Origin of the sequence: Pseudarthrobacter sp. 902506025, assembly GCF_040702325.1 — a bacterium.
Taxonomy (GTDB): Bacteria; Actinomycetota; Actinomycetes; order Actinomycetales; family Micrococcaceae; genus Arthrobacter.
Map to the genome: position 1 here is coordinate 44,702 of NZ_JBFBKW010000014.1, position 14,919 is coordinate 59,620.

Annotated in this window: 7 protein-coding genes and 1 tRNA gene; 5 read left to right on the forward strand and 3 right to left on the reverse strand. The window is 68.7% G+C overall.

The features are described from left to right. Positions 1–2 precede the first annotated feature (2 nt). Positions 3–2,246 (reverse strand): prolyl oligopeptidase family serine peptidase, encoded by a 2,244-nt coding sequence (locus AB0280_RS19790; protein ID WP_307488008.1) that lies wholly within the window; start codon positions 2,244–2,246, stop codon positions 3–5. Between the two features lie 84 nt (positions 2,247–2,330). Between AB0280_RS19790 and AB0280_RS19795 the strand changes: the two genes are divergently transcribed. After that, entirely contained in the window at positions 2,331–4,265 is a 1,935-nt protein-coding gene (locus AB0280_RS19795) for an FAD/NAD(P)-binding protein (RefSeq protein ID WP_307488011.1), read from the forward strand. 102 nt (positions 4,266–4,367) lie between these two features. Here AB0280_RS19795 and AB0280_RS19800 read toward each other — a convergent pair whose 3' ends face one another. Together AB0280_RS19800 and AB0280_RS19805 are read right to left on the reverse strand one after the other, a co-directional pair. Continuing rightward, complete coding sequence (locus AB0280_RS19800) at positions 4,368–8,888, reverse strand: ExeM/NucH family extracellular endonuclease (protein ID WP_307488013.1); 4,521 nt, start codon at positions 8,886–8,888, stop codon at positions 4,368–4,370. A 423-nt stretch (positions 8,889–9,311) separates the two neighbouring features. After that, positions 9,312–9,399: transfer RNA gene (locus tag AB0280_RS19805), tRNA-Ser, on the reverse strand. A gap of 108 nt (positions 9,400–9,507) precedes the next feature. Here AB0280_RS19805 and AB0280_RS19810 point away from each other — a divergent pair. From AB0280_RS19810 to AB0280_RS19825, 4 genes are all read left to right on the forward strand, one after another. Next, positions 9,508–10,491 carry an NAD(P)H-quinone oxidoreductase gene (locus tag AB0280_RS19810; protein ID WP_366368496.1) on the forward strand — a complete coding sequence of 328 codons (984 nt, stop codon included), beginning with the start codon at positions 9,508–9,510 and terminating at the stop codon, positions 10,489–10,491. A 121-nt stretch (positions 10,492–10,612) separates the two neighbouring features. Then, positions 10,613–11,218, forward strand: a complete 606-nt coding sequence (locus AB0280_RS19815; RefSeq protein ID WP_224024946.1) for a PadR family transcriptional regulator — start codon at positions 10,613–10,615, stop codon at positions 11,216–11,218. Further along, positions 11,215–11,952, forward strand: a complete 738-nt coding sequence (locus AB0280_RS19820) for an ABC transporter ATP-binding protein (RefSeq protein WP_307488018.1) — start codon at positions 11,215–11,217, stop codon at positions 11,950–11,952. The genes AB0280_RS19815 and AB0280_RS19820 overlap by 4 nt, the downstream gene beginning before the upstream one ends. Continuing rightward, positions 11,952–14,807 carry a hypothetical protein gene (locus tag AB0280_RS19825; protein WP_366368499.1) on the forward strand — a complete coding sequence of 952 codons (2,856 nt, stop codon included), beginning with the start codon at positions 11,952–11,954 and terminating at the stop codon, positions 14,805–14,807. Before AB0280_RS19820 ends, AB0280_RS19825 begins: the two co-directional genes overlap by 1 nt. Positions 14,808–14,919: the final 112 nt, after the last annotated feature.

Below are 14,919 nucleotides of genomic sequence, written 5' to 3' on the forward strand. Positions count from 1 at the left end.
GGTCAGCCTGCCAGCGCTTTCCACAGGAAGTGCTGGCTGCGCGCCTGCAGGGCAGCGGCCTGCCGGTTGTCGGAGGCGCCGGCGTGGCCACCCTCCAGGGCCTCGTGGAACCACACGTTCGGGATGCCCATGGCAAGCATCCGGGCGGCCATCTTCCGTGCCTGCACGGGGCCTACCCGGTCGTCCGAGGTCGCGGTCCAGATGAACGTCTCCGGGTACTCCACCGCGTCCTTGAGCAGGTGGTAGGGCGAGAAGGTCCTGATGTACTCCCACTGCTCGGGAACGTCCGGGTCCCCGTACTCGGCAATCCAGGAGTGCCCGGCGGAGAGCTTGGTGTAGCGGCGCATGTCCAGCAGGGGAACGCCGCAGGAGACGGCCCGGAACAGTTCCGGATACCGGGTGAGCATGTTCCCCACCAGGAGTCCGCCGTTGGATCCGCCCACGCAGCCCAGCCGCCGCGGCGAGGTGACCCCGCGGGAGATGAGGTCCCGTGCCACGGCTGCGAAGTCCTCGTAGGCGCGGTGCCGGTTTTCCTTCAGCGCGGCACGGTGCCAGGCCGGCCCGTATTCGCCGCCTCCGCGGATGTTCGCCACCACATACACCCCGCCGCGCGAGTGGGGGGCCTTCCCGTCGCTGCCGTCCGAGAGCGTGGTCCGCCGCTCCAGCCATGCCCTGCCCACGGTGCCGCTGTAGGCGGGCGTCCGGGACACCTCGAATCCGCCGTAGCCGGACAGCTGGGTGGGGTTCTGCCCGTCCAAAGCCAGGTCCCGCGGAGCAACCTGGAAATATGGGACCCGGGTGCCGTCGTCGGACACGGCGAAGTGCTGCTCCACCTGGTAGTCAGCATCGGCAAAGAACGACGGCGAGGTCTTGACCACCGCATGCCGGCTCACCACGCCGGACGTCCCGGCGCTTCCGCGTTCCAGGGTGCCGCGCATCAGGGTGGTGGGGGTGGTGAAACCCGTGGCGATGAGCCAGAAGTCATCGCCCGCGCCGCCGTGCGCCGGCCCCTCGTCCTCGTCATCCACGGCGTAGGCGTTCACATCGTGCAGCGGCGGGCAGGCGTCCAGGAGCGTGGCCGCCCAGCCGCCGTCCGCGCCGCCGGATGGCCGGGACGGGTCCAGGACCCGGATCTCGGAGGAGACGTCCTTGAGCAGGTTGAGCAGGAGGAAGTTCCGGGTCCAGCTCCAGGACTGCAGGGACGTGTGCGCGTCGGGGGTGAACAGGACCGTGAGATTGCGGCTGCCGGCGAGGTAGTCCTCGAAGTTGGCGGCGAGCAGGGCCCCGGAAGGATACGTGGTGCCGTCCACAATCCAGTCCTGCTGCGGACGGAAGAGCAGCCATTCCCGGTGGGCGCTGACGTTGACGTCGGTGGGAACGTCGATCTGTACCCAGGATCCGTCCCGCAGCACAAAGTTGGAGCGGTTGAAGAAGTCGATGTAGTCCACGGCGAACGTCCGCTCAAAGCCGGGCGTGGAGTCATGGGCCGCCACGGCCATCATGTGGTCTTCCGCTACCTCGAAGAGGCGCGGAGCCGCTGCCAGGGACTCTCCGCGCTTGAGCGTCACCGCCGTCCGCGCGTAGGAGGACGCTGTCTTGGGCAGCCCGTCCGCGGTGGAAGCAACCAGCAGCGTATCGGCATCCAGCCAGGACACGTTGCCCTTCGCTGTCGGGAGGTCAAACCCGCCGCGGGCGGGGTCCACGAAGCCGCGCGCCTCGACGTCGAACTCGCGGTAGCGGTTGGCGTCGCCGCCGTCGGGGGAGAGGGCAAGCAGCGCCAGGCGGTAGGGCTCCCCGGCTGCGGGGCGCAGGAACGTGGCGCCGTGGAACACCCACTCCTCGCCTTCGGCGCGGGACAGTTCGTCCACGTCCAGCAGCACGTCCCATTCCGGGGAGTCGGTGCAGTAGCTTTCCCAAGTGGTCCGCCGCCACAGGCCCTTGGGGTTCTGCCCGTCCTTCCAGAAGTTGTAGTACCAGTCGCCGCGCTTGCCCACCATGGCGATCCGGTCCGTGGAGTCCAGTACTTCCAGGATGCCGGTTTCCAGTTCCGCGTAGCCGCCGTCCTCCAGCAGGTCCTCGGTGCGGGAGTTTTGCTCCTTGACCCAGGCCAGCTGTTCCTCGCCGTAGATGTCCTCCAGCCACACGTTCTCGTCGACGGGTTCCGGCGCGGTTTCCCTGGAGTTGCTGCCGGAGATGTCCCGGCCGGAGCCGGGTACGGACGCTTGATCAGCTGCTGTGGTGGTCATGCGCCCCATCCAAACAACATCCCCCATGGCTGGCAAGTCAAGCGTCCGGCGCACGCTCCGCTTCCAGCCCGTACGCTGGATGGCGTGGAAATATCGCAGAGCAACCGGGCCGTCATCATCGGCGGCGGTCCCCGCGGCACCAGCGTGCTGGAGCGGCTGCTCGCCCACACCGCCGTCGCCGGCAACCCAAAAACGGCCCTGCACATCGACGTCGTGGACCCCTGCCCGGCAGGCCCTGGACATGTGTGGCAACCGGGCCAGTCCCGGCTGTTCCTCATGAACACGCAGTCCTTCTACCCCACCCTGGTTCCCGAGGACCCTGCCCTTCCCGCTCCTGTTGCCGGCACCACGTTCGACCAGTGGCGGGCCCGGCAGCAGCGGGACCCGTTGCCGGCCCTCACCGCGGGGGACCGGGCGGAGCTGGCGGTACTGGGATCAAATGATTTTCCCAGCCGCGCCCTCTACGGACGCTACCTGCGCTGCACAGTGGAGGAATTGCTGGGCACGGCCCCCGACGGCGTCACCATCGAATTCCACGAAACGACCGCTGTGTCGGTGCGTCCCGCGGGGGACGGAATGTTCGACGTCGGCCTGGCCACCGGGGAGGACATCCGCGCCCATTCCGTGGTGCTGGCCCTGGGGCACATCCCCTCCCGGCTGAATCCTGAACAGCGGGAGCTCCAGGCCGCCGCCGGGCACCTGGGCCTGCAGTACTTTCCCCCCGCCGTCCCGGCGGACGTGGACTGGTCCCTGATCCCCGCCGGCGAGCCGGTCCTGGTCCGCGGCATGGGCCTGAACTTCTTCGACACCATGGGCCAGCTCACCGAAGGCCGCGGCGGCAAGTTCGTGTCCAACGGCGCAGGCCTGGAGTACGAACCGTCCGGCCAGGAACCCCTGATCATCGCAGCGTCCCGGCGCGGGACCCCGTACCGTGCCAAGGCGGCACTGGACGGCTACTACGCCTCCTCCATCACGCTCCGCTACCTCACCGAGGCCGCCATCGAGCGGCTGGCGAAGGCCGGGATCCGCCCTTCGTTCGACCATGACCTGTGGCCGCTGCTGCACCGCGACGCGCTGTGGGCCTACTACTCGACGCTGGTGCGCTCGCAGCCCGGCGCAGTGCCCGACGCGCCCGCGTTCCTCGCAGCGCTGGAGGAAGCCCTGCAGCCGCACGCGCACAGCGCCGCGAACTGGGAGGACGGCGTTGAGAGCGTCCTGGCCGTCCACGTGGGTCCCCGGCACCGCCTGGACCTGCCCGGGCTCGCGGCTCCACTGGCAGGCCGTTCGTTCGATTCCCGCAGGGGCCACGACGCCGCCGTGGTGGAGTTCCTGCTCGACGATGCCCGCCGGTCGGCCCTGGGCGAGGACGATCCGGTCAAAATGGCCATCGCCGCGCTGCACCACGGGCGCGCCGTCCTGAAGACGGCAGTGGCCGACGGCGGCATCACCGACGAGTCATGGGTCGCCGGCCTGCGTGGCTGGTTCGAATCGTTCGTGGAGGGCCTGGCCAGCGGACCGCCGGCGCTGCGCTCCGAACAGCTCGCCGCCCTGGCCAGGGCCGGGGTGGTCAGCTTTGTTGGGCCGGACCCGAAATTCCGGGTGGACCGGAAGGCGGCCATGTTCACCGCTGCTTCGCCGTGGGTTTCCGCGCCGCCCGCCACGGCCCGGACCATGGTGGAAGCACTGGCCCCCGGAAACCGGGTCTCGGCCAACGATTCACCGGTACTGGAGCAGCTGCTGGCCGATGGGCTGGTGCGGCCCAAACTCATGATGACCGCCGAAGGTGCCCCCATCGAGTCCACCGGCCTGGACGTGGAGGCCCACCCGTACCGCCCGGTTGCGGCCAACGGGTCAGTGACCGAGGGCCTGTTTGTGCTGGGGCTGCAGTTGTCGTCAGCGCAGTGGGGCACCGCCATCGCCGCCGAGGCCGTCCAGCCCGGCGGCCCCGCGTACCGCAGTGGCCAGCGCACGCTCCGCGATGCGGACGAGATCGCCGTCGCCATCCTTCGCCGGGCTTAACTCACAGGGCTTAACTCACAGGGCCTTAAACGGCGATGCGCCATCACTTATGGCCGCTGAACCGGCGGAACAGGGACCACAAGTGATGGCGCACCCAGGGTTTTAGCCCCGCAGGCAGGCGCGATAGGCAGCCATGGCCTGGCCGTAGTTCGCCTGCCCCCTGACGTCAGCGGGACGGGTGGGCTTGATCGGCGGAACACAGACCGGCTGCGCCGGCGTATCCGCTCCCACCAGCACGGCCACCTTCACCACGGTGCCGGACTCGACGGCGGTGAGCACCAGGGTTGCCGCGCCCTCCGCCGCCCCGGCCGGGACCGCCAGGTTCACAGCCGCCGCGCCGGAAGACACCGGAACCGTCCCGAGCGGGGTCACCGTGCCGGCAGCGTCGGTGAACGAAGCCTCCAGGGCCGTGTTCACCGGGCTGCCCAGGGAGGTCAGGTCAAGCTTCGAGACCGCCAGGGTGACGGGCCCACCGGGCTTGACCCCGTCGGCGGTGGTGTTGGTGACCGCCACCGAACGCCGCGCGAAGTCCGGAGCCACAGGGCTGCTCTTCTGGAGGTAGCCGATCCAGGCGTCCCGGTCCACCAGCCCGGAATCCCGGGTATTGGTGCCCTCGGTGAAGATCCGGAAGTTGTCGCCTCCGGTGGCCAGGAAGCTGAACGTGCCCACCCGGTAAGACCTGGCCGGGTCCAGCAGTTCACCGTTCACCCGCACCGCGGTGATCCGGTCACCCGCGGCCCGGACGGCGTCGTAGGTGTAGTTCACGTTCTTGGACAGGCCCAGCTGCAGGTAGGCGCGGCTGGGGACCGTACCGTCCGGGTTGGTCTGCCACTGCTGCTCCAGCAGGGTCTTGAACTGCGCACCGGTCAGCGACGTGGTCCACAGGTTGTTCACGAACGGCAGGACCGCGTTGGCCTCGGCGTAGGTGATGGTGCCGTCCGGCGCGTAGTACAGCTCGTTGCGCAGGCCGCCGGGATTCACGACGCCGATTTCCGCGCCGCCGAGGCCGGCGGGCTTCAGCGAATCGAGCAGGGAGTCGGCCACCAGGTTGCCCAGGGTGGATTCGCTGCCGCGGTCATCGCGCTTGGCGGCGCCGGTGGCATCGGTGGTGAAAGCCGTGGTGATGTCCTTGGTGACCGAACCCACGGGCTGGTTGCCCACCACAGCGGCGTCCGCCAGGGCCTTCTTGACGATGGCATCGACGGCGGCCACGCGCGGGTAGGCAGCCACCAGGCCGGCGGCGGCGTCCGTGGTGCGCTTGACGTTCCCGGCCTTGTAGGCGGTCACCTGCTTGCTGGCGGTGTCCACGGTCAGCTGGATCTGGCCCACGTTCTCGCCGTAGTTGCCGGTCTGAACGATGGGCCGGGTCTTGCCCGCCACGCCGGGAACGGGTGCGTCCCAGGCGTATTCCTTGTGGGTGTGGCCGGTGAAGATGGCATCAACGTCGGCGGACGTTTCGGTGACCAGCCTGGCGAACGGCCCGCCGGCTGCCACTTCCTGCTCCAGCGTGGCGCCTTCCACCACACCCGAGCCGGCGCCGTCGTGATCTTCCACGATGATGACGTCGGCAATCTTGTCCGCGGTGATCTTCGCGGCCACCCGGTTGATGGCGTCCACAGGGTCCCCGAAGTCGAGGTCGGCGATGCCGGCCGGCGTCACCAGGGACGGGACCTCCTGGGTGACGGTGCCGATGACGGCCACCTTGACGCCGTTCAGGTCCAGCACCGTGTACTCCGGAAGTGCCGGCTCGGTGGTGCCCTTCTTATAGACGTTGGCGCCCAGGTAGGGGAACTTCGCATTCGTGCCTCCGGCGATGACGCGGTCGCGCAGGTCCGCCCAGCCGCCGTCGAACTCGTGGTTGCCCACAGCAGATGCCTTCAGTTCCAATGCGTTCAGCACGTCAATGGTGGGCTGGTCCTTGGCGACGGCCGAGGCGAACAGGGAGGCACCGATGTTGTCGCCCGCGGACAGGAACGCCGTGGTCCCCGGAGCGGCGGCGCGCAACTTCTCGATGGTGCCCGCGAACTGGACCGTATTGGCGTCGATCCTTCCGTGGAAATCGTTGATGTTCAGGAGGTTCAGGTCAACAGTGGCAGGTGTGGATGCCAGATCCAGGCCCACCACCACAGGATCGTGGTCGCTGGCGCGGAACTGGTCCGGCGTGTAGTAGTCGGTGACGTTGCTGTTGTAGCGGCTGTACTCCAGCGCCACGGATTCCACCGAGTTGATGTTCCAGATGTCCGCGCCCGTGACCACACCGTTGGCGGCGGGGGAAGCGAGGATGTGGTCGAGTGAGCCCACCAGGCCGCCGAAAAGGTAGGAGTGCTTGGCTGAGCCGTCGGGGTTGCGCGCCTTGTCATCCTGGTTGACATACCCCGCGCCCGTGAGGACGTTGATGGGGTCTTCCTTGCCATAGGAGTTGAAGTCACCGATCAGGAACACCTTGTCGGTGCCCTTGTCCTGCTGGAGGGAGGTGGCAAAGTCCAGCAGGGACTTGGCCTGGGCCGTGCGGGCGAGGTTGGAGGCGCCCTGGCCCTTGTCCGTGTCGTCCGGGGTGGCGGCCGAGCCCTTGGACTTGAAGTGGTTGGCAATGGCGATGAACTCACTGCCCGCGGCCCCGCTGACGGGCTTGAACACCTGGGCCAGCGGTTTGCGGGCGCTGGCGAAGGCAACGGTGTCGTTGTGGATGATGGATTCGCCCACCGGTTCCGCGGCGGCCTTCTTGAAAATGAACGCGGTGCGGATCATGTCCTCGTCGGCCAGCGGGGGCGCATTGGCGGGTGAGCGGACGTAGTCCCAGATGCCCGGGGTGGGGATGTTGAGCGCCTCCACGAGTTTGGCCAGGGCATCATCGCGGTCCTTGCCGAACTGCGCGGAGTTCTCCACCTCCATCAGGGTCACCACATCGGCGCCGGACTTGGCGATGGCAGAGACGATCTTGTCCTGCTGGCGCTTGAAGTTCTCCGCGTTGGCTGCACCGCGGGCGTCACAGCCGCCACGGACGGTGATGGGGTTGCCGGCGCGGTCCTCGTAGAACGTGCAGCCGGAGAGCATGTCACCGGTGGTGGGGAAGTAGTTCAGGACGTTGAACGAGGCGATCTTGACGTTGCCGCCAACGGCTGCCGGGGCATCCGTCCGGGTGGCTCCGAAGCCGGCCGGCTGGACCGTAGCCTTGTTGGCCTCGGTCAGGTGGGTCAGCGGCTGGAGCTTCCAGGAATTGTTGGCGTAACCCAGCACCACGTTGGTGGTGAAGTCCACTGGCGAACCCACGCGGACGGGGTCCGCGGTGGTCAGGTACGGCAGGACCTCGGCCTTGGTGGCGGCGTCCTTCAGGAAGTTGGTGCTGGACCCGTCGTCGAGCTTGATGCCGCGGGCAGCGTTGTCAGCCACCACGGCGGTGTACTCGGCGGAGCCGAACGGTGCCACAGCTGTGGGCTGGACCAGGGGAGTGGTCCCGCCCGCCAGGCCAATCTCGCCGTACTGGTTCAGGCTGTAGTTGTCGCTCACCGTCATGGGCCCCTGGGGTGCCAGCAGCATGCCTTCCAGGGATTCGCGGAAGGTTTCCGCGGCGGGAAGGGTGAAGATGGTGGGCTTGACCTCGGGGGCAGCGTCGGTGAGCTTGGTGAGGCCTGCCGCTGCCGTGACGTTGAGCTGGGTCATGCCGTAGTACTCGGCCACCGTGCCCGTCACCTGGACGTAGTCACCGGCCTGCACCGAAGCCACGGTGGCGGGAGAGTAGACGAAGATGCCGTCGGATGCGGCGTGGTTGGTGGCCGTCAGGTCACCGCCCGTGCCGGGGGTCTGCAGGTAGTAGCCGTTGAGGCCGCCCGTGGGAAAGGCTGCGGTGACTTGGCCCTTGGTGGTGACGGTGGCTCCGGCCAGCGGGCTTTCCGTCCCGGTGCCCTGGATCTCCGCGATGGTCCTGGAAACGGGATCCGGCGAGGGCGCGGGGTCCGGAGCCGGAGCTGTGCCGCCCGAAGGTGTTGGCGTGATGGCGCCAAGGAGCGTGAAGTCAGCGGCGTTATTGTTGCTGTCCGCCCCGGCGGCCCTGTTGAGGCTCTTCACATCCGTGTTTCCGGCAGGTGCCGCAGCAGCCTGGGTCTCAAAGGTGTTGGAGGCGCCGTAGCCCAGGAGGTCTGCCACGCCGGCTGTTTCCACCACGGAACCGGTGGGAAGCGCGACGGCGGTGGGCTGCTTGGCGAGCACGATGGTTCCCGAGGCCCCGGCGAAGTTCATGGCGCCCGCCACCAGGTCAGGCTTGGGCAGGTCGGCGCCGTTGGTGCCATTGCTTCCGCCCTGCACCAGGTAGTAGCCCTTGGCCGGGATGGACCCGGACAGGGCAGCCACCCCGCTGGGCGCCGCAGCGCCGGTCCCGGAGCGGTACTGCACGGACCAGCCCTCGAGGGAGACCGGGGCGTCCGAAGTGTTATACAGCTCCACGAATTTGTTCTTGTAGGCGGCGCCGCTGCTGCCGCCGCTGAGGTAGGCCTCGTTGATGACAACGGGGGAGGTGCCGGCCGCGGCTGAGACCTCCGCGGCTGCCGGGACAGCTGCCAGCGGGGCGGCGATGAGCCCCGCGGACAACGCTGTGCCCAGCGATAACTTCCATGTTTTTTGATGCATCCGCTCTTACTTTCATTGAGGTGTCCCGGGTGGGTGGCCCGGTGGAGTGCGTCCGTGGTTGTACCGATCGGACGTGGGCCCGGACCCTGCTCCTGGTCAAGTGGTGTCCGGCACATGACAACAGCGCTGAATGAACGCAGGGTGGCTAGAGCGTGCATTCGGCGGGACGTTCCCCAGCGGAGCGGCCCGCCCTGCGGTCCGGGGCTTCCCTAGCCCGGACCGGAGGTGCTGTTGGCGGGAGTGATGCTGCCGGCAGACACGCAAATGTGCCGGCAGTCACAAACAATACCCGCGGGTAGCTTTGGGTCCCGGGTTCGGCAGGGGATTAGTCCAAAGAATTTACGTCCGCGCAACAGGGCAGGCCGGGGCTGCTTAAAGCAAAAAACCCCTGGCGGCCGGTGCCGGCTGCCAGGGGTTCCCTTGCGGAAGGTAAGAGATTCGAACTCTTGGTACGGGGTTACCGCACACTGGTTTTCAAGACCAGCTCCTTCGGCCGCTCGGACAACCTTCCTCAGCTAGTAGTGTTTCATAGGCGCTTGCCTGCAACAAAACAGGCCCGGGGAAGCGCCCGGTGCACACTGGATGCAGCCAGGATTTTAGTCAGGAACGGGAGAGGTCCATGAAAGCCGTCTACATATCGGAACCGGGCGGCCCGGAAGTGCTGGAAGTGCGGGACGTGGACGCCCCTGTGCCCGGCCAGGGCGAAGTGCTGATGCACGTGGTGGCAGCCGGCCTGAACCGGGCCGATGTCCAGCAGCGCAGGGGCTTCTACCCGCCGCCGCCGGGTGCCTCCGAGGTCCCCGGGCTGGAAGTGTCAGGACGGATCGCCGGCTTCGGACCCGGTGTCAGCAAGCCGTTCTCGCTGGGGGACAAGGTAGTGGCCCTGCTGGCAGGCGGCGGCTACGCCCAGCAGGTGGCGGTCCCGGCCGAGCAGGTGCTGCGCGTCCCCGAAGGGGTTGACCTGGTCACCGCCGCGTCGCTGCCCGAGGTGGCTGCGACGGTGTACTCAAACCTCATCATGACGGCGCAGCTGCAGCCGGGCGAGACGGTCCTCATCCACGGTGCCACCGGCGGGATCGGCACCATGGCCATCCAGCTCGCCAAGGCCTTCGGTGCCAGGGTGGCCACCACGGCCGGAAGTGACGAGAAAGTCAGCACCGCCAAAGCCTTCCTCGGGGCGGATATCGCCATCAATTACAAAGAGGAAGACTTCCCGGAGAGCCTTCGGCGGCAGAACGAAGGCAAGGGGGCTGATGTCATCCTGGACGTGGTGGGGGCCAAGTACCTGCCGCAGAACGTGGACGCCCTGGCCGACTACGGGCGCCTGGTGGTGATCGGCCTGCAGGGTGGAACCAAGGGTGAACTGGACCTGGGGCTGCTGCTGAAGAAGCGGGCGGCCGTGGTGGCCACTGCCCTGCGGCCCAGGCCGGTGGCGGAAAAAGGTGCCATCATGACCGCCGTGCGCGACGCTGTGTGGCCGCTGGTGGCAGACGGCAGGATCCGTCCCCTGGTTGCCAAGACCTTCCCCCTGGACCAGGTGGGCGCGGCGCACCGGTACTTCGACAGCGGCGACCACGTGGGCAAGGTCCTCCTGGTGATGTAAGACCCCGGATGCATACCCGGTATTGCGTTCCGAATGCTTCCGGTTTAGGCTGCCTATACGCGGTATGCACGGGTCTTGGGGGCCTGTGCATACCGGCAATGACTAAGCCCGGGGGAGCACCATGTCGATTCGCCACAGCCTCCTCGCCCTGCTGCAGGACCAGCCACGCTATGGCTACCAGCTGCGGGTCGAGTTCGAGAACCGCACCGGAGCCACCTGGCCCCTGAATATCGGGCAGGTGTACACCACCCTGGACCGGCTGGAACGCGATTCCCTGGTGGCCAAGGAAGGCGACGACGGCGAGGGCCACGTGGTGTACAGCATCACCGCCGCCGGCAAAGCGGAGGTGCAGAGCTGGTTCGCTGCCCCCGTGGAACGGAACAATCCGCCCCGCAACGAGCTCGCCATCAAGCTGGCGCTCGCCGTCACCCTGCCCGGGGTTGATGTCCAGGCCATCATCCAGGCCCAGCGCGTGGCGTCCATCAGGGCCCTGCAGGACTACACCAAAGCCCGGCGTGACACCGCGGCGAACCAGCGGGCCACGGATACCGCCTGGCTCCTGGTCCTGGACTCGCTGATCTTCCAGACCGAAGCGGAAGTCCGCTGGCTGGACCTCTGTGAGGCCAGGATGGTCCAGCAGGCGCAGGCCGCGGCCGCGGGGTCCGCCCGGAAAACGTCCAACGGGGTCACGGAAGACGCCCCGCTCAACGCGGACAGCCGCCGGTGAGCGTGCTGGGGCCGCAGCAGGTCCTGGAACTTGCCCAGGTTGGCCGGACCTTTGGGGAAGGCGCGACGGCGGTGGCAGCCCTCCGCGGCGTCGACCTCACCATCTGCGCGGGGGAGTTCGTCGCAGTGATGGGTCCGTCGGGCTCAGGCAAGTCCTCCCTGCTCGCCGTTGCCGGCGGACTGGACCGGCCGACGTCGGGCGCTGTCTTTGTCGAATCCACGCCCCTGGCCGGGCTGGGCCTGAACGAACTGGCCCGCCTGCGCCGCCGCGCCGTCGGCTACGTCTTCCAGGACTTCAACCTGGTCCCCACGTTGACTGCCGGCGAAAACGTGGCGCTGCCGCTGGAGCTGGATGGAACATCCGCGAGGAAGGCGCACCGGCAGGCCGCGGATGCGCTGCGGCAGGTGGGCATCCCGGAGCTGGCGGACCGGTTCATGGACCAGATGTCCGGCGGCCAGCAGCAGCGCGTGGCGATCGCCCGGGCCATCGTGGGCCAGCGGCGCCTGATCCTGGCCGACGAACCCACCGGTGCGCTGGATTCGACAACGGGCCACGGGGTCATGGAGGTGCTGCGGGCCCGGGCCGATGCCGGAGCCGCCGTCATGCTCGTCACCCACGAGGCCAGGCACGCCGCCTGGGCGGACCGGGTGGTCTTCCTGCGCGACGGACGCATCATTGACCAGGCGGCGGCCATGCACGACCCCACGATGCTCCTGACGCAGGCCGGACTCTGATGCCGCTTGACCTCGCTCCCGCGCCGCAGGGCCGCCGGAGCGGCCGCCGCGTTGCCTTGCGGCTGGCCCGCCGCGACATCGCCCGCCATAAGGGGCGCTCGCTCCTGATCGTCCTTCTGATCATGCTGCCGGTGGCGGGCATGACCGGCGCCGCCACCCTCTACCAGAGCTCCCAGCGCACGCCCGGGGAGATTGTCCGGTACGAACTGGGCAACACTCAGGCGAGGTTCAGCGTCCTGCCGGTACCCAGCGCTGACTCCCTGCAGGACCCACTCAACGACGGTGTCGTCGCTTCCAGCTCCGGCCGCTACGACCCGGACTTCCAGCGGACAAACCCTGCCGACGCCATTCCTGCGGGCTACGAGGTCCTTCCGCAGCGGACGCTCACGCTGACCACCGGCGTGGGCGCGGCCCTGGTTTCCTTGCCGGGCCGCGAGGTGGACGCGCTCAATCCGGCCTTTGACGGCAAGTACAGCCTGCTGGCCGGCCGCGCACCGCGCGACGGGACGGAAGTGCTCGCCTCGCCCGGGCTGATGACGCGGTTCCACCTCGCCTTCGGCCAGGAATTTACGACGTCGGCAGGAACCTTCGTCCCGGTGGGTACCATCCGTGACGCGTCCGCCGCGGACAGCAACAGCATCCTGTACCTTAAGGCCGGCCAGGCGCCCGCGGACCTGGCACCGGGCCCTTCGACCCGCCAGTCCGTGTCCTATTACCTGGTGGGCCCCGAGCCGGTCACCTGGCAACTGATCAGGGAGGCCAACAGCGAAGGCGTGGGCGTGCTCTCCCGCAGTGTGGTGCTGGACCCGCCGCCCGCCGGCCAGCGCACGGTTCCCGGTTCCCAGCTGCACGACAACACCCCTGTCCTGGTGACCGTCTATGCCACTTTCGGCCTGGTCGGTGCGCTCGCACTGCTCGAGGTAGGCCTGCTGGCCGGTGCCGCTTTCGCCGTCGGTGCCAAGCGCCAGGTACGTGAGCTGGCACTGCTGGCCTCCTCCGGAGCGGACACTGCCACCGTCGGAGCCGTCGTCACTGCCGGTGGACTGTGGCTTGGCAGCCTGGCCGTGGCCGCCGGCGCCGCAGTGGGGCTGGGGGCTGCGGCCGTCGTCGTCCACGTGGTCCGTTCCACCGGCTCCGCCCGGCTGGCCGGCCTGCACCCGGACCTCCTCCTGACAGCCGTGGCCATGGCCATGGGATTGGGCGCCTGCCTGCTGGCCGCATTGGTCCCGGCGCGCCAGGTGTCAAGGCAGGCCGTCCTGGGTGCGCTCAAATCCGGGCGGGCGCCAGCGCCCACGGGGCGCCGCACCACGGTGGCCGGCATCGTCGCGCTGGCACTTGCCTCAGGGCTGCTGATGGGCGGCTGGCTTCTCAGCAATTCCACGAACGATCCCGACCAGCGGGCGGAGCAACTGCCCGTGGTGGCCACCATGCTGATCGCCGGAGCGGTGGCCGCAGTTGCGGGCCTGGTAATGCTGACCGGATGGCTGATCGCCCGGCTGACGTCCCGGACGCGCTGGCTGTCCCTCTCCCTCCGGATGGCGGCGCGGGATTCGGCAAGGAACCGCGGCCGGAGCGTCCCCGCCGTGGCCGCCGTACTCGCCGCCGCCACCCTGGCCAGCGCTGCCCTGGTGCTGTCAGCCAGCCAGCAGGCCGGGCTGCGGGACTCGCATTACTGGGGCGCCCTGGAAAACCAGGCGTACCTGCCGCTTACGGTGGACCAGCCACTCGCTGCCGATGGCAGCATGCGGCCGCCCGTGCACATTGACGCCGGCGTGCTCTCCGCAGCGGTGGATGGTGCCCTGGGGACGGTTCAATCGACCCGGCTCATCACCGCCCCCGCAAGCCTGCGGAACTGCCCGGAGGGCCCCGCCGATCCTGGCCTGCCGGCGCTGACGGACACCTCGAATTGCCTGTTGTTTTCGCTTGCCAGGCCGCAGGCCAATACGTGCCCGACGACACCCGTGGGACGGGTAGTGGACCCGGGGGACTGGCGGTGCCGCGGGTCCATGGTCAATGAACAGCCCTCCGGCAGGGCCATCCTGGTGGGCGGCGCGGACGACATCCGGGCAGTGCTGGGCCGCGACCCCTCTGCGGAGTCCCTGGCGGTGCTGGAGGCCGGCGGGATGGTGGTGACCAACCCCGTCTTCGTCCGTGACGGATCTGTCCTGCTGCAGGCGCAGGATGTGCGGACCCAAGGGCCGGCGCCGTCAGGGCCGGGCACGGTGCCCTCAGTGGTGAGGAGCACTTCCCTGGCCGCAGCGGTTCTTGAGCCGGTGGTCCCGGTCCCATACTTCGGCGTTGTCTCGCCGGAAACCGCAGCACGCCTGGAGCTCCACGCAGAGCCTGCCGGGCTGCTGGTTCAACTGGCGGCGTATCCGTCGGAGGCCGAGGCGGATGCAGCCTCCGCTGCCGTCGCGGCCGTCTACCGGCAACCCGGCATGGCCTTCCGGGCCGAACCGGGCATTTCCCAGGGCAGCCAGTGGATGACCTGGTCCATTGTGGCCGCGGCGGCCCTCATCACGTTCAGCGCAGCGGGCATCACCACCGGCCTATCCCTGGCCGATGCCCGTACGGACCATGCCACCCTTGCCGGGGTGGGAGCCTCACCGCGGCTGCGTAAGGCCCTGGCAGGATCGCAGGCCCTTTTCACCAGTGGCGTGGGCGCCCTGCTGGGAGTGCTGGCAGGGGTGGTACCTGCGCTCCTGCTTGTCCTGTCGACGGACATGCGGACGGCAGTGGACATTCCCTGGCTGCACTTGCTGGCCCTCGTCATGGCGGTACCGGTGACGGGCGCGGTGCTTGCCTGGACCTTTACCCCGTCCGGCCTGCCCTTGTCCCGGCGCAGCCTGGCGTAAGGGCAGAGCCTCCGTCCCCTCATTCGTCGCCGCGTCGCTGCCGCTCACCGCACGGCCCGGCGCCGCGCCGCCGTCGGCCGCTAAAGCGCGGACCGGCGTTGGTAGGGTGCCC